Source organism: Fulverythrobacter fulvus, assembly GCF_037154085.1.
In the GTDB taxonomy this organism is placed as follows: domain Bacteria; phylum Pseudomonadota; class Alphaproteobacteria; order Sphingomonadales; family Sphingomonadaceae; genus Andeanibacterium; species Andeanibacterium fulvum.
Genome location: NZ_JBANRM010000001.1, coordinates 296,716 through 314,984, shown reverse-complemented (window position 1 = coordinate 314,984; position 18,269 = coordinate 296,716). Strand labels below are relative to the sequence as shown.

Below are 18,269 nucleotides of genomic sequence, written 5' to 3'. Positions count from 1 at the left end.
CAGCAAGCATTAAGTGCGAAGTGTCAAGCTCCACCCATGGAAAAGGCTCGCATCCTCGCATTTCTGGCGGCGCTGATGGCTGCCACACCGGCATTCGCCAGTCCGCTGGACGGGAAAGAGGCAGGCGAGTTCCTTTCGCTCCACAACGCCGCCCGCGATGCGGAGCGCCTGCCGAGGCTCGAATGGAGCAAGGAGCTTTCCGAACAGGCCGACGAATGGGCCCGGCAACTCGCGAGGGACGGAAAGTTGCGCCATTCCTCCTGGGCGGACCGGGAAGGGACCGGCGAGAATTTGTGGATGGGGACTGCCGGGTTCTATTCGCATTCCCACATGATGGGCGCCTTCATCGGTGAGAAGCGCGATTTCCGCCCCGGCACATTCCCCGATGTTTCCGCCACGGGCCGCTGGGAAGACGTGGCGCATTACACGCAGATCATCTGGCCCGACACACGCAAGGTCGGCTGTGCGATTGCGACTGCAAAGGGCCGGGATGTGCTGGTGTGCCGTTACTGGCCCGCGGGAAACTGGTTCGGCAGCAAGGTTGGCCGATAGGCGAACTGACGGATCAGGCGAACTGATCCGCCACCAGCTTCGCAAAAGCATCGGCACGGTGGCTGATGCGATGCTTTTCCTCGGGATCGATCTCGGCAAAGGTCTGGCTGAAACCGCCGGGCACGAACACCGGATCGTAACCGAAACCCAGCGTGCCACGCGGCGGCCAGGTCAGCGTGCCGCCGACCCGGCCTTCATAGACGGCACTGTCTCCGTCCGGCCACGCCAGCGCCAGCACGCAATGGAACGCTGCAGCGCGCGGAACATCCGGCCCTTTTTCGGCCAGCATGCCTTCGACCTTGCCCATCGCCATATACCAGTCGCGGCCGGGCTCGCCTTCGAACCACTGCCGCTCGGCCCAATCGGCCGTATAGACGCCGGGCCTTCCGCCCAGTGCCTCCACCGACAGGCCGCTATCGTCGGCCAGGGCGACGATGCCGCTCGCCTCTGCCGCCGCCCGCGCCTTGATCAGCGCGTTCTCGACAAAGCTCGTCCCGGTCTCTTCCGGCTCGGGCAGGCCGAGAGCCCCGGCCGAGATGCATTCCAGCCCATAAGGGGCAAGCAGCGCGGAAATCTCCCGCAGCTTGCCCGCATTATGCGTGGCGATAACCAGCTTTCCAGAGGCGAGCTTGCGCGTCACTTCACAGCCTTTTCCTGTGCGGCATAGATCTGGTCGCAGCCGATCCGGGCGAGGCGCAGCAGGCGCAGCAGCCCTTCCTCATCATAGGTCGCGCCTTCGGCAGTGGCCTGCACTTCAGCGATCTGGCCGCCTTCGATCAGCACGAAATTGGCGTCGGCATCGGCGGAGCTGTCCTCGTCATAGTCGAGATCCAGCACCGGGTTACCGTTGAAGATACCGCAGCTGACGGCCGCGACCTTGCCGATGATCGGGTCTTCCTTGATCAGGCCCTGTTCCATCAGCTTGTTGACTGCCAGTCGCAGCGCCACCCAGGCGCCGGTGATGGAGGCAGTGCGAGTGCCGCCATCGGCCTGGATCACGTCGCAATCGACGGTGATCTGGCGCTCGCCCAGCTTCTTCAGGTCGACGATGGCGCGCAGCGAACGGCCGATCAGGCGCTGGATTTCCTGCGTGCGGCCGGACTGCTTGCCCTTGGCGGCTTCGCGCTGGCCACGCGTATGCGTAGCGCGGGGCAGCATGGAATATTCGCCCGTCACCCAGCCTTCGCCCTTGCCCTTGAGCCATGGCGGCAGCCGTTCTTCGACACTTGCGGTAACGAGAACCTTGGTCTCCCCGAAGGAGATCAGGCACGAGCCTTCCGCATGCTTGGTGAAACCGGTCTGGATTTCGATGGCGCGCATTTCGTCGGGCGCACGGCCGGAAGGTCGCATAAATCACTCCATTGGACTGTGTCGCTCCCCTAGCCAGCAAGCGTTCACGATGCCACCGCCATTTCGAGGCCGGGGCGCGATTTCTCGCCGGAAAGGACATAAGCCAAGTGCTGAAAACTGCCACTCCTCTTGCTGCCATCCTGCTGGCGGGTTGCGCAACGACCCCGATCGAAAGCAGGGCGGCGCCGGAAAGCGTCACTTTCGAGGAGACGGCCTGCTTCGGGTCCTGCCCGATCTTTTCCTTCACCCTCAACGCCGATGGCAGCGGCACCTTCGAAGGCACTCGCTTCGTGGCTGCCAAGGGCGAGCATCGCTTCACTGCCACGCCTGAACAGGTGAAGGCCTTTTTCGCCCGTATCGAGCGGTTCCGGCCGAGCGGCGCGGTGGAATATGGCTACGCCAATTGTTCCGTCCCGGTCCGGACCGACAGCCCAAGCGTCCGCGTGACCTGGCAGGGCAACGGGCAGGGCAACGGCGAGACGGATGCGCTGAGCTGGTACCTCGGCTGTGCGGAGCCCAAGGTGGAGAAGATCAAGCCCGATCTCTACGGTGCATGGCAGGAATTGCCGCTGGGCGATCTGGTGGGCACAAAAGAGAACCGCTTCGAATATGAACCGCAGGACGGTTAGCAAGTTCGCGCTCTCTCTGGATTGACGCGCCAAGTCTCCCTAGATGTCGGAACGCGATGAAGACGCCTCCCGTTACCGAACTGACGACACGTGCTCGCGAGATATTCCGCCTTGTCGTGGAAGGCTACATCACGAGCGGGCTTCCCGTGGGGTCGAAGGTTCTGGCGGCCGAAGGCGGGGTGAACCTCTCCCCCGCGTCGATCCGCTCGGTTCTGGCGGATCTCGAATCGCTTGGCCTGCTGGCAGCCCCGCATACGAGCGCCGGGCGAATGCCGACCGAACTGGGCCTGCGCCTGTTCGTGGACGGGATGATGCAGGTGGCCGAGCCGACTGCGGAGGAACGCGCGGCGATTGAGCGGCACCTCACACAGCCCGGCCCGATCGAACAGGCGCTGGAGGCGACCAGCGCGGTGCTGTCGGACCTTTCGGCGGCCGCCGGCGTGGTGATGGTGCCCCGCCGCGAACCGCGCCTTGCCCAGATGAACCTCGTGGCGCTTTCGCCGGGCAGCGCCTTGGCGGTGCTCGTGGGCGAGGATGGGCAGATCGAGAACCGTTTGCTGGAACTGCCGCTGGGCATGCCGCCTGCGGCACTGGAACAGGCCACGAACTATATCACCGCGCGTCTGGCCGGGCGCACTCTTGCGGAAGCGGCCCGGGCGATGCGTCTGGAAATTTCATCCGGCCAGTCGGCACTGGACGAAGCGAGCCGCGATCTGGTGGAGCGCGGCCTTGCCGTATGGAGCGAGGACGCCGCCCGCCGCCCCGTGCTGATCGTGCGCGGGCAGGCCAAATTGCTCGACGAGACGGCCCTTGGCGATATCGAGCGCGTGCGACAATTGCTGGATGACCTTGAGAACAAGCAATCGATTGCCCATTTGCTCGAAAGCGCACGAGAGGCGGAATCGACCCGTATTTTCATCGGTTCGGAAAACCGCCTCTTCGCGCTATCGGGCTCCACGGTGATCGCCTCGCCCTATCGCGACCGCGAGGGCAGGGTGGTCGGCGTGGTGGGGGTGATCGGCCCGACGCGGTTGAATTACGCGCGCGTCGTCCCCATGGTGGATTTCACGGCCCAGTCTCTGGGCAAATTGATCGGCTAGAACAGACAGATAATGACGATGAACGATGACAAGAAACAGCCGCTGGACGAAGCGGCGGCAGCGGAACTGGCAGGAGTTCCGGAAGAATTGCTCGACCAGGGCGAAGTGGACGGCGTGCTTGGCGATCTCGCCCGGCTGCAGGACGAACTCGCCACCACACAGCGTGACGTGCTCTATGCCCAGGCGGAAACGCAGAACGTGCGCCGCCGCCTTGAGAAGGACATTGCCGACGCACGCGCTTATGCGGTGACTGGCTTTGCCCGCGACATCCTGAGCATTGCGGATAATCTTGCCCGGGCTCTCGACGCTGTCTCGCCCGAAATGCGCGAGGACGAGAAGCTCAAGAGCTTCATCACCGGCATCGAAGCGACCCAGCGCGAAGTGGAAAAGGCTTTTGCAGCACACGGCATCAGCCGGATCGCGGCCGTCGGCCTGCCGCTGGACCCGAACCAGCATCAGGCAATGATCGAACTGCCCAGCGCCGATGCGGAGCCGGGCACGATCGTGCAGGAAATGCAGGCCGGCTACATGATCAAGGACCGCCTGCTCCGCCCGGCCATGGTGGCCGTGGCGAAGAAGCCGGACTGAGGTTTCACGCCTCCTGGAATAGGCCTTCGATCTCTTCCGTCGAATAGAGATCGGCAAACACGAAGGCCATGTTGTGCAGTGTGGCCGCATGTTCTTCGTCGCTCAGTGCGGCGTTGGCATCGGCGGCCACCAGCACGCGGTAATTGTGCTGCATGGCATCGCGCGCGGTGCTTTCGCAGCAGCAATTGGTCAGGGTGCCCGAGATCAGCACTGTATCGATCCCGCGTTCGCGCAGGGTGGCGTTGAGGTCGCTCGTGCCATGCGTGAAGGCGCTGAAGCGCTGCTTCTCGATCACGAGATCGTCCTCCTGCACGTCAAGGTCGGGCCAGAGCTGCCAGTAATGCGCGCCGGGGGTGAAGGCCTCTCGGTGAGCCTCTGCTCCCGGGCCCATGCGGACATGGAAGTTGGACCAGCTGGGCGAACCCTGAGGCGGCGTGGTGAAGCGCACGAACACATTTTGCCCGCCTGCCTTGCGCATCGCGGCGGAAATGCGGTTGATATTGTCCACCACGTCGCGTGCCATCGGTACTTCCACCGGCGCGCCTTCCTCCATGAAGCCGTTCTGCATGTCGATAATCAGGTGGGCGGTGCGGGCAGGATCGAGATCCGTGAAGCTGTTGCGCACCCCGCCGCGCGTGGCGGCAAGGCGGTCCAGAATCGCGGAATGATCGACGTCGTGCGGCATTTCAGGGCTCTCCGATATGTTGTTTTGCGCGAGCTTATGGCCGCAATCGGCGCCCGACCGCAATCGGTACAAACTCGCCTTACGCGGTGAAGCGAGTCAGCGGCGGGGCGGGGCGTGCAACCGGCCCGGGGAGTCGTCCGTTGCTCTTACAAGGGCAAACGGGGGCTATTCGGGAGTAGAGGATATGACCCGCAAGTTTCTGATGATCCCCGCATTGTTCGCCTCGGCGCTCGCCCTTGGAGCGTGCGAGACCAATTATGCTGGCGAGGGTGCATTGGCCGGCGCTGCCGTTGGCGCAGGCGTTGGCGTGCTGCGCGGTGGCGACGTTGCCGAATCTGCCGCGATCGGTGCCGGTGTCGGTGCCGTGGGCGGCGCGCTGATCGAGAAGGACGGCAAGTGCTATCGTCGCGACGACCGTGGTCGGGAATATGAGGTCCGCTGCCGGGATTATCGCCGCTAGGCAGCGGCGCCCGGAAAATCGACCAGCGCCGCATAGGCCCTCGCATCGGCGGCGCCTGCAACTGTTGCCCCGTTACGCAGCAGGAAGGCGTGGCGGATGATCTCTGCCTGCTGTTCGATGCCATAGCGTGTCAGTGGCCAGCCCGGCTTCAGCGCATAGTCATAGCGGCTGAGCGGATGACGCCTCAACGGCAGGAAGATGCCGGACTGGTGCTGCCACACATGGGCCATTTCGTGGAGGAACAGCCCCTGGGTCGTAAGCGGCGCTTCGGCGAAGTCGTCGCAATAGGACGGGCCGTCCGGGTGGAAATGGAGATGCCCGCGCGGCGCCATCACGATTCTGCGAGGGTGAAAGGGGAACCACTTGCGCCGCCTGATCCGCACCGGCGCATAATCTATCGCATCGCCGAAAATCGAGCGGACAAGGGCGATCTCGCCCGGCGTGAGCGGCCGTTCGCCGCCTGCCGGGCAAGCGTGGATCACCTCACTCAGCGAGCGTCCCCGGCGGCGAGAACTTCGGCAGTGAAGGTCGCCTTGTCGCCATTGGCGAAAGTGAGAGTGATATCGGTGGAAGTGCCGGGCTGGAGAGTATCGTCCAGATCCATCGCCATGATGTGATTTTCGCCCGGCTTGAACCCCGCGCTTCCCCCCTTGGGCACCACGAGTTCCGAGAGGTCCTTCATCGAATTCACGCCATCGGTCTTCATCGTCTGATGCATCATGGCCATGGCAGCGCCATCGACATGGACGCCGACGATAGTGGCATCGCCTTCGCTCTTGTTCGCAATGTCGAAATAGACGGCGCCCGGATTGCCCTTGACGGCCGGAAGCACAAGGCGGCCATTGGCCAGGGCAATGCCGGCAGGGGCATCGGGCGCTTCGGGAGTGGCGGCGCTGCTGGCTTCCTGCGTGGGTCCTGCGGCTTCCTGCTGGCACGCGGCGAGGCCCAGCGAGGCAAGCGATAGCGCGGCGGCGGCAATACGGACCGATTTCATCTGGTTATTCCTCACAAAGTTTCGTCAATTTCTAGTCGTCGCCCTCTCTTGTGCCAAGGAAAACCGACCCTATATCGCGCCTGTGAACGAGCCGCCGAGCCGCTTTGCCTCCCGGGGGAAGCGAACTGCGCGGTGTCCAACATGAAGCACAGGATGGGAAATACATGGCCAAAGTTATCGGGATCGACCTGGGTACGACCAATAGCTGCGTTGCAGTGATGGATGGGGGCAAGCCCAAGGTTATCGAGAACTCTGAAGGGGCGCGCACCACGCCCTCGATCGTCGCTTTCACCAAGGATGGCGAACGTCTGATCGGACAGCCGGCAAAGCGCCAGGCGGTGACCAACCCGGATAATACCGTTTTCGCGGTGAAGCGCCTTATCGGCCGCCGTTTCGACGACCCGGTGACCAAGAAGGACACCGAGCTTGTTCCCTACACCATCGTGAAGGGCAAGAATGGCGACGCGTGGGTGAATGCCGGCGGCGAGGATTATTCGCCTTCGCAGATTTCCGCCTTCATTCTCCAGAAGATGAAGGAAACGGCCGAGAGCTATCTCGGCGAAACCGTCACTCAGGCGGTGATTACCGTTCCGGCCTACTTCAACGATGCCCAGCGCCAGGCGACCAAGGACGCCGGCCAGATCGCGGGCCTTGAAGTGCTGCGCATCATCAACGAGCCGACCGCGGCCGCGCTGGCCTATGGCCTCGAGAAGGACGACGGCAAGACCATCGCCGTTTATGACCTTGGCGGTGGCACCTTCGACGTCTCGATCCTCGAGATCGGTGACGGCGTGTTCGAGGTGAAGTCCACCAATGGCGACACCTTCCTGGGCGGTGAAGATTTCGACGGCGCGATCGTCGAATATCTGGCCGACAAGTTCAAGGACAAGGAAGGCATCGACCTCCGCTCCGACAAGCTGGCTCTGCAGCGGCTCAAGGAAGCTGCCGAAAAGGCCAAGATCGAGCTGTCGAGCGCGCAGACGACCGAAATCAACCAGCCCTTCATCACCGCGCGCATGGAAGGCGGCAACACCACGCCGCTGCACCTGGTGGAAACCATCACGCGCGCCGATCTGGAAAAGCTGGTCGACAAGCTGATCCAGCGCACGCTGGAACCCTGCAAGAAGGCCTTGGCCGATGCGGGCGTTTCGGCTGCCGAGATCGACGAAGTCGTGCTGGTCGGCGGTATGACCCGCATGCCCAAGGTGCGCGAAGTCGTTGAGAAGTTCTTCGGCAAGAAGCCGCACACCGGCGTGAACCCGGACGAAGTCGTGGCCATGGGCGCCGCCATTCAGGCCGGCGTTCTGCAGGGCGACGTCAAGGACGTGCTGCTGCTCGACGTGACCCCGCTTTCGCTGGGTATCGAGACGCTGGGCGGCGTGTTCACCCGCATGATTGACCGCAACACCACGATCCCGACCAAGAAGACCCAGGTCTATTCGACTGCCGAAGACAATCAGCAGGCCGTGACCATCCGCGTCTTCCAGGGCGAGCGTGAAATGGCGGCGGACAACAAGCTGCTCGGCCAGTTCGACCTCGTCGGCATTCCTTCCGCTCCGCGCGGGGTGCCGCAGATCGAAGTGACCTTCGACATCGACGCCAACGGCATCGTGAATGTCAGCGCGAAGGACAAGGGCACCGGCAAGGAACAGCAGATTCGCATCCAGGCCTCGGGCGGCCTTTCGGACAATGACATCGACCAGATGGTCAAGGATGCCGAAAAGTTCGCCGAAGAGGACAAGAAGCGGCGCGAAGCGGCCGAGGCACGCAACAATGCCGACAGCCTCGTCCACGCCACTGAAAAGCAGCTTGCCGACAATGGCGACAAGATCGATGCCGATCTCAAGAGCCAGGTCGAAGCCGCGATTGCCGAAGCCAAGACCGCGATCGAAAGCGGCGACGTGGCGGCGATCAACGCCAAGACGCAGGCGCTCACCGAAGTCGCCATGAAGATGGGCCAGTCGATCTACGAGAAGGAACAGGCTTCGGCCGCGTCTCCTTCGGATGGCGCTGACAGCTCGTCTGCCGGCGAGGACGTGGTGGACGCCGAGTTCTCGGAAGTCGACGAAGACAACAAGGGCTGATCGCCTGATGGAAATACTGGCCGCCGCTGATGCTTCCTGCGTCGGCGGCGGCTAGGTTTATCGGGACAAGGCTATGTCGACCGAGATCGATTATTACGAGCTGCTCCAGGTGGAGCGCACCGCGGACGAGAAAGTTCTCAAATCCGCCTATCGCAAGCTTGCCATGCAATATCACCCGGACCGCAATCCGGGCGACGCAGATGCTGAAGCACACTTCAAGGCCATCAACGAAGCCTATGACTGTCTGAAGGACCCGCAAAAGCGCGCGGCCTATGACCGGTTCGGCCATGCCGCCTTCCAGCAGGGCGGCGGTGGCGGCTATGGTGCCGGCGCGAGCGCCGATTTCGGCGACCTTGGCGATATTTTCGAAACGATTTTCGGCAGCGCCTTCGGTGGCGGCGGTGCGCGGCAGCGCCCGCGCCGGGGTGCCGATCTGCGCTATGATCTGCAGGTGAGCCTGGAAGAGGCATTCCACGGCAAGGACACCGAAATCGAAGTCGAGGTTTCGGTTGCCTGCGATCCTTGTGACGGGACAGGGGCCGAGCCGGGTACCGGCAAGCGGACCTGCAATTTGTGTGGCGGACGCGGCAAGGTGCGTTCCCAGCAGGGTCTGTTCGTGATCGAACGGCCTTGCCCGACCTGCCATGGTCATGGCCAGGTGATCGAAAGCCCGTGCAAGCATTGCCGGGGCGAAGGCCGGGTGGATCAGGCCCAGCGGCTCGAAGTGGTCGTTCCGCCGGGCGTGGACAACGGTACCCGCATCCGTCTGGCCGGCAAAGGCGAGGCTGGGCCGCAGGGTGCGCCTCCGGGCGATCTCTACATCTTCGTCCATGTCGCGCGGCATTCCGTGTTCGAGCGCGAGGGGACCACGCTGTTCACTCGCATGCCGATCAGTTTCACCACCGCCGCTCTGGGCGGCTGTGTGGAAATTCCGGGCCTCGACGGCGAAAGGCACGCCATCGATATTCCGGCGGGCATCCAGTCCGGGAAGCAGTTGCGCAAACGCGGAGCGGGCATGCCGGTTCTGCAAGGGCGAGGCAGAGGCGATCTGGTGGTGGAAATTCAGGTCGAAACGCCTACGCGCCTCTCTTCCCGCCAAAAGGAATTGCTGCGAGAGTTCCAGGAAACCGAAACCGGCGAGGAATGCCCCGAAAGTGCGGGCTTTTTCTCCCGGATCAAGAGCGCCTGGAATGACCTTACAGAGTGATCGTTACCCTTCTCGATGATTGACCGTCCTGCCCTGCTGTTCGTTTGCCTTGGTAATATCTGCAGATCGCCGCTTGCCGAAGCGGCGATGAGGCAGGAGGCTGAAAAGGCCGGGCTGGAGGTCTATGTCGAATCCGCGGCAACGGCGGCCTATCATATCGGCAAGCCGATCGATGAGCGTTCGCTGATCGTGGCGCGCAAGCACGGGATCGACCTGTCGGACCACATTGCCCGCCGGGTGGAACCGGAAGATTTCACGCGCTTCACGCACATCTTTGCCGTCGACAAGGGAGTCATGCTGTCGCTGCGCACGATCGTGCCGACCGGGGCGACAGCGAAGCTCGAAATGCTGCTGGACGCCGTTCCGGGGCGGCAGGGGCAGTCGGTAGCCGATCCCTTTTTCAGCGAGCAGGACGCCTTCGACGTCACCTGGGCGGATGTGCATGCCGCCGCAGCCGCGCTGGTCGAGCGGTTCAGGCGCTAGGCAGGCGCTCCATTACTTCCGCGCGGATCGTGGGGATCAGCGACCGGTCGGCGGTCAGGCGACTTTCTTCCTCAGCGAGGATCGCCAGGAATATCTTCCGCTTGCAGCCGGCAATCTCATGCGCGTCGACCTCGCCGTCCATGGTCGAGCAGACCAGATCGACCATCCGCTCCGCCCCGTGGAGGCGGCCCCACAGATAATCGTTCTCCCGATAGGCCCGGCTGAAAAATGCCCCGAAATTGAAGAACTCCACGCCGCGCAAAGTGGCGAAGGTGCCGCCGGGGCGGATCGAAACGGCATCGTCGGGTGAAATGCGATCCACCTTGATCGGGTCGAACTCGGTGAAGCCTTCGTTGTGGAACAGGGGCAGGGTGGCCACATCGACGAAGGGGAAGCCGAGATAGGCGAACAAAATCCTCCTGCGCAGCGGCCGCGGCATTGCTTCCAGCGCCTCCGCCAGCATTTCCTCGACTTGCAGGTCGATGCCTTGCAGATCGCGCCTTGCGGCGATTGCATCCAGCGCGGCACCGGGATTGGCCAGGACCTCGGTTGCGATGTGCTCGAAATCCTCGCCGAGGAATTCAGGCCCCTCGCGGTCGAAATAGATCGCCAGTGCGCGATAGATCACATCGCGCCCTGCATCCCTGTCTGCTTCGGTGATATTAGGATCGTCTTCCCAGTCATGCGTCAGGCGGCGGGCGAGCAGGCGCAGGCGGCGGATGCGAAAGCCGATATCGTGTTCGCGGAAGAAGCGGATCGCTTCCTCGGTCGCGCCGCCGGCCGGATCGACCAGGCCATCCGGTCCGCGTCGTTTCAACTCGCTCCGCAGGGCTTCAGCGATGGGTGCAGCATCGTGCAGCAAAAGTCCGGGTGCCCTGGCGAAGACGAGCTGGGCAAGACGCTCCACGATCCCGGTGAATTTGGCCTGCGCATAGGAATGGAAGGCATAGCCTGCCTGCTCTGCCGCCGCCTGCTGCGCCTTTGCCCGCCATGCGGCAAGCCGCTTTGGCGTAGGGCGGTTCATGAAGAATGTCCGTCCGAACAGCTTGGCCACCGTGCGCTCGATTTCCGGGCGCAGGGCGGCGGCGATCTGCTGCAACCGCTCGGCTTCGCGCGAAAGCGACTGGATCTGTTCGAGATTGTCCCTGATCGGCTGCTCACGCGGGATGGCCGAGACCGAGCCGACGATTGCCTTGAAGAAGCCGACATCCTCGCCGCGCTCCTGCGCCCGGCGGCCGATCCTCTCCGGCCGTGGGTCGATATAGACGAAGCGCCGATCCACTTCGCGTTGGGCGGGGCGCCCCTGCAACGCCCCCATCGCTTCCGAGAATGGCGCGTTGACGAGGACTGACCCATCCACCAGCGAAACACGGTCCGCGTCCTGTTGCCGCAGATGACCGGGCATCACCCGCTCTATGAAATGATCCCGCCCTGGCCAGTCGCGCTTGCGCCGGCGCGCCAGTTCGTCGATCTCGCCCAGCTTGAGCGGGGGAAATGCACCGGGAAAACTGGCGGTGGAGCGCGCTGCAAGGGTGAGTTCCAGCGGATCGGCGAGGTGATGTCCGGGCTCGACCGGCGTTCGGGCTCGAAATCCGATCGGCATGCGGTGCTCGCTTTCCTGCACCACCGCGGGGCTGTTGATGCGCAGCAATTCGATATAGCCGCCGAAGTCCGTCGCAGTGACGAACAGATCCAGCGGATGGCCCGGCGGCAGCAGCGGCATACCGGCAGGTGCCTCTTCCATGGCCTGAAGCGCATCGGCGATAAGGCCGGAGAAGCCGATGCCGGAAAAGGGCGGGGCGAACCAGCGCGAGCGAACGAAACGGCCCAGCTTCTTGCGCACTTGCCGCCGCGTCTCGGGCGCGACGCTTTCATTGACCGCGCTGCCGGGGCGGCTGAGAAGGAACTCGACCACCGGCGGTGCCCAGAATTTGGCTATCCAGGTCCACAGCCGGGCCTCGGGGTCGAGCAGTTTGTCGACATCGGCATGTTCCAGCCAAAGCTCTGTCAGGGGTTCCAGCGACTGGCCGGAATGGATCGCCTGAGCGAGGAAAACGGCGTTGATCCCCCCGGCGCTGGCACCCGTCAGGATATCGGGCATCACGCGCAGCATGACGTCCTTCTTGCTGCGCAAATGCTGCAGCATTTCCAGATAGACCGCTTCGCTTCCGGTAAGCGTCGTATCGCCGGCATGAAGAGCGCGGCTTGCCCGGGTGAGCTTCCACAGCTCCTTCGTCACGCCATGCATGTAGACGGCCAGACTGACGCCGCCATAGCAGATGAGCGCAATGCGGAGTTCCTTCTGGCGCATAAACATCTGTTTGGCGGGAAGGATCGCGGAAGGCAATTGCGTTCCACTTATGTTCCGTATATCGGAGTGAAATGGCTAAAGCAAAGCGCCGATATGTCTGCCAGGCTTGCGGCAGTGTAACTCATCGCTGGCAGGGACAATGCCCCGATTGCGGCGAGTGGAACTCCTTGTCGGAAGAGGCGCCGGCCACGGTCTTCTCCCAGAAGCACGATCTGTCGAGCGGCGGCCGCAAGGTCGAATTCGTGACGCTGGACACTCCTGCGGAAATGCCGGTGCGCCAGGCCACGGGTCTTGCCGAGTTCGACCGGGCTCTGGGCGGCGGACTGGTGCCGGGCTCGGCGATCCTGATGGGGGGCGATCCCGGCATCGGCAAATCGACATTGTTGCTGCAGGCCGCCGCACAGATTGCGCGCAGCGGGAAAGATACGGTCTATGTCAGCGGTGAGGAAGCCGCTGGGCAAGTGCGCATGCGTGCCGCTCGCCTCGGGCTGGCGGATGCGCCGATCCGGCTCGCCTCGGTCACTTCGGTGCGGGACATTCTCACTACTCTGGGCGGTATGGCGCCGCCCGCTTTGCTGGTGATCGATTCGATCCAGACCATGCATTCGGACCAGATCGAGGGCGCGCCCGGCACGGTGAGCCAGGTGCGCGGCTGTGCGTTCGAACTCATCCGCTATGCCAAGGAAAACGGTGTTGCGCTGGTGCTGGTCGGCCATGTCACCAAGGATGGAACCATCGCCGGGCCGCGCGTGCTGGAGCATATGGTGGACGTGGTGATGGCCTTCGAGGGGGAACGCAGCCACCAATACCGCATTCTGCGCGCACTGAAGAACCGCTTCGGCGCAGTGGACGAGATCGGCGTCTTCGCCATGGCCGGTCAGGGGCTGGAGGAGGTTTCCAATCCCTCCATGCTGTTCCTCTCGGGCCATGAAGAGCCTTTGGCCGGCAGCGCGGTGTTCCCGGCGCTGGAAGGCACGCGGCCGGTGCTGGTGGAAGTGCAGGCGCTGATCGTGCGGCTGCAATCGGGCGCCACGCCTCGCCGGGCAGTCGTGGGCTGGGATTCAAGCAGGCTTGCGATGCTGCTGGCGGTGCTGGAGGCGCGCTGTGGCCTCAGCTTTTCGTCCTGCGAGGTCTATCTCAACGTTGCGGGCGGCTATCGCCTGTCCGATCCGGCGGCAGATATGGCAGTGGCTGCCGCGCTGGTCTCCGCACTGGCGGACCGGCCGCTTCCCTCCCGCAGCGCGTGGTTCGGCGAAATATCGCTGGCCGGTGAAGTGCGCTCGGTCGCCCATGGGGGGCTGCGGCTGCGCGAGGCGCTGAAACTAGGTTTCGACCGGGGGTTTGGCCCCGATGGCTGCGACAGTCCGAGGGCCCTGCGCTATGAACCGCTGAAACGCGTTTCCAATCTCGTTGACCGTGTCATGGCGAGCGCATAATTCTCTCGCCGAATGACGGGCTTCGATATCATCGTCCTGATAATCATCGCGGTTGCGGCGATTGGCGGATTCCTGCGGGGATTCGTGCAGGAGGTGCTTTCGCTGGCGTCCTGGATTCTTGCCTTGCTGGCGATCCACTATCTCCACACGGACCTGACCTCGCAGTTGATGCGCTATGTCAGTACGCAATCGGGTGCGGCGGTGCTGGCCTTCACCCTGTTGCTGCTTGTGCCCTATGCCGCGATGAAACTGATCGCTGGGCGGATGGGCGAGGCATCGCGCAGTTCCATCCTCGGGCCAGTTGACCGTGTGCTTGGCTTCGGCTTCGGCGTGGTCAAGGGCGGGATTATGGTCGTGCTGGCCTTTTCGGTGCTGGTGCTCGGTTATGACTCGATCTGGGGTGTTCAGGGGCGCCCGGACTGGATCACGCAGGCCCGCACCTATCAGGCAGTGAATGCCGGTGCGGATGCGCTCGTCCAGATGATCGATAGCCGTGATCGGCAGATCGACTCTTCCACGACCGCGATCGACGGCACCTGAGGTGAGTTCTGCAGAACGGCTTTATACGCCGGAGCTTCTTGCCCTGACATTACGCCTCGCGGAATATCCGTGGGATGAGAGCCTGCCGCTCAAAGGCGATGCCCGGTCGCGCAGCTGCGGCAGCACTCTGGCCATGGGCCTTTCCCTCGATGCCGAAGGGCGTGTCGCCCGGATCGGTTTGCGCGCGCGGGCATGTGCAGTGGGGCAGGCGAGTGCGGCGATCTTTGCCGATGCCGCAAAGGGCCTCGCCTTTGAACAGATCGAAAGTGCTCATGATGCCATGGCCCGATGGCTGGCGGGCGAGGGGCATTTGCCCGACTGGCCGGGTATTTCCGCCATTGAGGCTGCACGCGCTTTTCCCGGCCGTCATGGTGCGATGATGTTGCCCTGGCAGGCCGCGCTTGCGGCTCTTTCCTCTGCGCCGGCGAGCGTCTAGGGCAGGGCGGAGCCGGCGGGGCAGCCCGGCACTGGGGGTACAGGGGAAATGGCTGATAAGACTGCGGCATTGGCTGGCGAGCCCAGCGCGAAGGAAGTTCGCCTGGTGATCGCCGCATCGAGCGCCGGAACGGTGTTCGAATGGTACGATTTCTTCATCTACGGCACGCTTGCCTCGCTGGTGGGCAAGGCATTCTTCCCGTCCGACAATGAAACGCTGCAGATGCTGCTCGTCTGGGCGGGATTTGCGGTAGGTTTCGGCTTCCGCCCGCTTGGGGCCATCCTGTTCGGCTTTCTGGGCGACCGGCTCGGGCGCAAATATACTTTCCTCGTCACCGTTACCCTGATGGGCATTGCGACGGCCGGGGTGGGCCTGATCCCCACGGCCGAGACCATCGGCATCGCCGCGCCCTTGATCGTGCTGCTGTTCCGCATTCTCCAGGGGCTGGCACTGGGCGGCGAATATGGCGGTGCGACGATCTATGTGGCCGAACATTGCCCGCCCGAAAAGCGCGGCTACTACACCAGCTTCATTCAGGCAGCCGTGGTTGGCGGCTTCGTGCTGAGCGTGGGCGTGGTGCTGGCCTGCCGCCTGCTGATCCCGGCTGACGCCTTTGCTGCCTGGGGCTGGCGCGTGCCGTTCCTGGTTTCGCTGCTGCTGCTGGCGATATCGCTGTGGATGCGCATGAAGCTGAACGAGAGCCCCGTATTCCGCGCCATGAAGGCGGAGAACCGGACTTCGGCCAACCCGTTCAAGGAGAGCTTTACCTATCCCGGCAACAAGAAGCGGATCTTCGTCGCCCTGTTCGGTGTGACGGGCAGCCTGACTACGATCTTCTACGCGGCCTATTTCTCCAGCCTGTCTTTCCTCAAGGGGCCGATGCGCGTGGATTCGACCACGGTCGAGACGCTGATCCTGATCGCCGGGCCGATCATCATGGGCTTCTATCTGCTCGTGGGCAAATGGTCGGACAAGGTGGGACGCAAGAAGCCGATCATCTGGGGCAACGCACTGATCCTGCTGACGATCTTCCCGGCCTTCTGGGCGCTGGGTGCCTTCGCCAATCCGGGCCTGACTGTCGCGGCGGAGGCAGCGCCTGTGGTGGTCTCCGGTCCGGATTGCGATTACGATCCCTTCGCCAATGTGCAGAAGACGCGGTGCGGCAAGCTGATCTCCGACCTGACTGCCGCAGGCGTTCCCTATGAACTGACGAGTTCTTCCGCGCTTGAGTTGAAAGCGGGCAGCATGCCGATCACGCTCGATACGTTCGACTGGAGCGATGATGCCGCGCGCAAGGCCCAGCTTGAGCAGGCACTGAGCGGTGCGGGATATGATTTTTCGGTCCAGCATCCGAATTTGCTGCGCAACATCGGTATCATTGCCGTGTTGCTGTTCTTCGGCTTCCTTTCCGCGATGAATTACGGTTCGGTCGCCGCGCTGCTGGCGGAAATGTTCCCGGCGCGCATCCGCTACAGCTCCATGTCGATACCCTATCATATCGGCGCGGGTTATTTCGGCGGTTTCCTCCCCGTGATCGCAGGCTATATCGTCGCCAGGACCGGCGATGCCTATGCGGGGCTTTGGTATACGTGGGGCTTTGTGTTCATTGCGCTGATCGTAGGGATATGGGGCATTCCTTCCGGTCCGCCGCGCGATTTCGAGGAAGAAGAAACTGCCTGACCTGCCTGTCGAGCCGCCCCGCACCCTGCGCCTTCGCCTGGACCGCGATGCTCTCGCCCATAATTGGCGCATGCTCGATCGGCTGTCGGGCAGTGCGAGTGCCGGCGCGGCCGTAAAGGCTGACGGATATGGTCTTGGCGCGGCCAAGGTCGTGCCTGTGCTGCGCGATGCCGGAACGCGCAATTTCTTCGTTGCCCATTGGTGCGAGGTTCCCGCCGTTCTGCCTCATGTGCCCGCTGGGCAGATCGCCGTGCTGCACGGACCGCTGACGGCGCAGGATGCTGTCTATGCACGGGAGACCGGGGTAAAGCCGGTGATCAACAGCCTGCATCAGGCGCGACTGTGGCTCGATGCCGGGGGCGGCCTGTGCGATCTCATGGTGGATACGGGCATGAACCGCCTTGGCCTGCCGATGGATCAGTTGGGCGACCCGCTGATCGCCTCGCTCGATATCGACGTGCTGCTTTCCCACCTCGCTTCGGCCGATGAGGAAAGCCCGCTCAACGAAACGCAGCTCGCCCGCTTCACCGCAGTGTGCGGACAGGTGACGGCTCGCCGGCGCAGCCTTGCCAATAGTGCGGGGATCACGCTGGGCGCGCGCTATGGCTTCGATCTGACCCGTCCGGGCCTTGCTCTTTATGGCGGCATTCCTTGCCCGGCGCTCGACGGTGCGATCCGCCAGGTCGGCTATCCGCAAGCGGCGATCCTCCAGACCCGTACGATCCAGCCGGGCGACACGGTGGGCTACAATGCGATCTTCACTGCCGAGCGCGAAATGCACGTGGGCGTGGCATCGCTGGGTTATGCCGACGGGTTCCTGCGCTGCTGGGGCAAAGGGGGGCTGGAGCACGAAGGGCGGCGCCTGCCGCTGCTGGGCAAGATATCCATGGACATGGTCGTCTTCGACCTGACCGCTGCGCCGGAATTGAAAGAAGGCGACTGGGCCGATGTGCCTTACAGCCTGCCGGAAAGCGCGGCCTTCACCGGCCTGTCCCAATATGAGCTTCTGACTGTCCTCGGCCGCCGTTTCGCGCGGATATAGCCTGTTGCAATCATGTTGCACCGCACTTGCTGCAAGTGCTAAGTGCGTAAATGGTTGAAGTAGGGGAGCGATGGAATGGCCAAGGGTGCAGGTGGCTCGGACCAGCCGGTAATTATCAAGAAATACGCCAATCGACGTCTGTATAATACGAGTTCCTCGAGCTACATCACGCTTGACGATCTTGCGAAGATGACGCGGGACGGCGTGGAATTTCAGGTGCTTGATGCCAAGACCGGCAGCGACATCACCCATTCAATCCTGACCCAGATCATCATGGAAGAAGAAGCGAACGGCGCCGAACAGATGCTGCCGATCAGCTTCCTGCGCCAGCTCATCGCCATGTATGGCAATTCGATGCAGGCCTTGATGCCGCATTATCTCGAAGCCACGATGGAAAACTTCCAGGCCAACCAGCGCAAGCTACAGGACGTGTTCAAGCAGTCCATGGGCGGCGATACTTTCGCCAAGATGGCCGAAACCAACATGGCGATGTTCAAGGCCGCTGCCGCAGCCTTCATGCCCAATGCTGCAGCAGCGGCCGCAGCGGAAGAAGCCGCGCCAGCGCCCAAGCAGGGGGATGACGAGCTGGCCGCGCTGCGTGCGCAGATGGCTGAAATGCAGAAGAAGCTCGACTCGCTTGGCAATTGATCGCTGAGGGGCCATCGCGTCCCCTCACACTTCAATCAGCGATT

20 protein-coding genes are annotated in these 18,269 nt (G+C 63.2%); 14 read left to right on the top strand and 6 right to left on the bottom strand.

What is annotated here, in order from left to right; genetic code table 11:
• Positions 1–36 precede the first annotated feature (36 nt).
• Positions 37–552, top strand: a complete 516-nt coding sequence (locus WFP36_RS01495; RefSeq protein WP_336977259.1) for a CAP domain-containing protein — start codon at positions 37–39, stop codon at positions 550–552.
• A gap of 13 nt (positions 553–565) precedes the next feature.
• On the opposite strand, the gene rdgB is transcribed toward WFP36_RS01495, so the two are convergent.
• Together rdgB and rph are read right to left on the bottom strand one after the other, a co-directional pair.
• A complete protein-coding gene (gene rdgB, locus WFP36_RS01490) occupies positions 566–1,192 on the bottom strand; it encodes an RdgB/HAM1 family non-canonical purine NTP pyrophosphatase (protein ID WP_336977257.1) in 627 nt (208 codons plus the stop codon).
• On the bottom strand, positions 1,189–1,902 hold the full coding sequence (rph, locus tag WFP36_RS01485) for a ribonuclease PH (RefSeq protein WP_336977255.1): 714 nt from the start codon (positions 1,900–1,902) through the stop codon (positions 1,189–1,191). Before rph ends, rdgB begins: the two co-directional genes overlap by 4 nt.
• A gap of 107 nt (positions 1,903–2,009) precedes the next feature.
• On the opposite strand from rph, the gene WFP36_RS01480 reads away from it, so the two are divergent.
• Genes WFP36_RS01480 through WFP36_RS01470 form a run of 3 tightly spaced genes read left to right on the top strand, consistent with a single transcriptional unit; the run spans position 2,010 to position 4,219 of the window.
• The gene (locus WFP36_RS01480) at positions 2,010–2,531 is read left to right on the top strand and encodes a DUF6438 domain-containing protein (RefSeq protein WP_336977253.1); all 522 of its coding nucleotides are present in this window, start codon (positions 2,010–2,012) and stop codon (positions 2,529–2,531) included.
• 56 nt (positions 2,532–2,587) lie between these two features.
• Positions 2,588–3,631: a heat-inducible transcriptional repressor HrcA gene (hrcA, locus tag WFP36_RS01475; protein WP_336977252.1), complete on the top strand. Its 1,044-nt coding sequence runs from the start codon at positions 2,588–2,590 to the stop codon at positions 3,629–3,631.
• A gap of 18 nt (positions 3,632–3,649) precedes the next feature.
• On the top strand, positions 3,650–4,219 hold the full coding sequence (locus tag WFP36_RS01470; RefSeq protein WP_336977251.1) for a nucleotide exchange factor GrpE: 570 nt from the start codon (positions 3,650–3,652) through the stop codon (positions 4,217–4,219).
• Positions 4,220–4,223: 4 nt separating this feature from the next.
• On the opposite strand, the gene WFP36_RS01465 is transcribed toward WFP36_RS01470, so the two are convergent.
• Positions 4,224–4,904, bottom strand: coding sequence for a cysteine hydrolase family protein (locus WFP36_RS01465; RefSeq protein WP_336977249.1), 681 nt, complete (start codon positions 4,902–4,904; stop codon positions 4,224–4,226).
• A 184-nt stretch (positions 4,905–5,088) separates the two neighbouring features.
• Between WFP36_RS01465 and WFP36_RS01460 the strand changes: the two genes are divergently transcribed.
• Positions 5,089–5,364, top strand: coding sequence for a hypothetical protein (locus tag WFP36_RS01460; RefSeq protein WP_336977247.1), 276 nt, complete (start codon positions 5,089–5,091; stop codon positions 5,362–5,364).
• On the opposite strand, the gene WFP36_RS01455 is transcribed toward WFP36_RS01460, so the two are convergent.
• Both WFP36_RS01455 and WFP36_RS01450 read right to left on the bottom strand, forming a co-directional pair.
• The gene (locus WFP36_RS01455; RefSeq protein ID WP_336977245.1) at positions 5,361–5,846 is read right to left on the bottom strand and encodes a vgr related protein; all 486 of its coding nucleotides are present in this window, start codon (positions 5,844–5,846) and stop codon (positions 5,361–5,363) included. The two genes, WFP36_RS01460 and WFP36_RS01455, sit on opposite strands and share 4 nt — an antisense overlap.
• A gap of 5 nt (positions 5,847–5,851) precedes the next feature.
• Positions 5,852–6,358, bottom strand: a complete 507-nt coding sequence (locus WFP36_RS01450) for a copper chaperone PCu(A)C (protein ID WP_336977243.1) — start codon at positions 6,356–6,358, stop codon at positions 5,852–5,854.
• A gap of 164 nt (positions 6,359–6,522) precedes the next feature.
• On the opposite strand from WFP36_RS01450, the gene dnaK reads away from it, so the two are divergent.
• From dnaK to WFP36_RS01435, 3 genes are all read left to right on the top strand, one after another.
• Positions 6,523–8,442: a molecular chaperone DnaK gene (gene dnaK, locus WFP36_RS01445; RefSeq protein ID WP_336977241.1), complete on the top strand. Its 1,920-nt coding sequence runs from the start codon at positions 6,523–6,525 to the stop codon at positions 8,440–8,442.
• A 73-nt stretch (positions 8,443–8,515) separates the two neighbouring features.
• Positions 8,516–9,649: a molecular chaperone DnaJ gene (gene dnaJ / locus WFP36_RS01440; protein ID WP_336977240.1), complete on the top strand. Its 1,134-nt coding sequence runs from the start codon at positions 8,516–8,518 to the stop codon at positions 9,647–9,649.
• A gap of 15 nt (positions 9,650–9,664) precedes the next feature.
• A complete protein-coding gene (locus tag WFP36_RS01435) occupies positions 9,665–10,132 on the top strand; it encodes a low molecular weight protein-tyrosine-phosphatase (protein ID WP_336977239.1) in 468 nt (155 codons plus the stop codon).
• Here the strand turns inward: WFP36_RS01435 and WFP36_RS01430 are convergent.
• Positions 10,122–12,443, bottom strand: coding sequence for a patatin-like protein (locus WFP36_RS01430; protein ID WP_336977238.1), 2,322 nt, complete (start codon positions 12,441–12,443; stop codon positions 10,122–10,124). The two genes, WFP36_RS01435 and WFP36_RS01430, sit on opposite strands and share 11 nt — an antisense overlap.
• 71 nt (positions 12,444–12,514) lie before the next feature.
• On the opposite strand from WFP36_RS01430, the gene radA reads away from it, so the two are divergent.
• From radA to phaR, 6 genes are all read left to right on the top strand, one after another.
• On the top strand, positions 12,515–13,879 hold the full coding sequence (radA, locus tag WFP36_RS01425) for a DNA repair protein RadA (RefSeq protein WP_336977236.1): 1,365 nt from the start codon (positions 12,515–12,517) through the stop codon (positions 13,877–13,879).
• 12 nt (positions 13,880–13,891) lie between these two features.
• Positions 13,892–14,419, top strand: coding sequence for a CvpA family protein (locus tag WFP36_RS01420; RefSeq protein WP_336977235.1), 528 nt, complete (start codon positions 13,892–13,894; stop codon positions 14,417–14,419).
• A gap of 1 nt (position 14,420) precedes the next feature.
• Entirely contained in the window at positions 14,421–14,855 is a 435-nt protein-coding gene (locus WFP36_RS01415) for an iron-sulfur cluster assembly scaffold protein (RefSeq protein ID WP_336977234.1), read from the top strand.
• A 48-nt stretch (positions 14,856–14,903) separates the two neighbouring features.
• Positions 14,904–16,535, top strand: a complete 1,632-nt coding sequence (locus WFP36_RS01410) for an MFS transporter (protein WP_336977232.1) — start codon at positions 14,904–14,906, stop codon at positions 16,533–16,535.
• A 1-nt stretch (position 16,536) separates the two neighbouring features.
• Positions 16,537–17,577: an alanine racemase gene (gene alr / locus WFP36_RS01405; protein ID WP_336978673.1), complete on the top strand. Its 1,041-nt coding sequence runs from the start codon at positions 16,537–16,539 to the stop codon at positions 17,575–17,577.
• Between the two features lie 75 nt (positions 17,578–17,652).
• Positions 17,653–18,225 (top strand): polyhydroxyalkanoate synthesis repressor PhaR, encoded by a 573-nt coding sequence (gene phaR, locus WFP36_RS01400; protein WP_336977230.1) that lies wholly within the window; start codon positions 17,653–17,655, stop codon positions 18,223–18,225.
• Positions 18,226–18,269 lie beyond the last annotated feature (44 nt).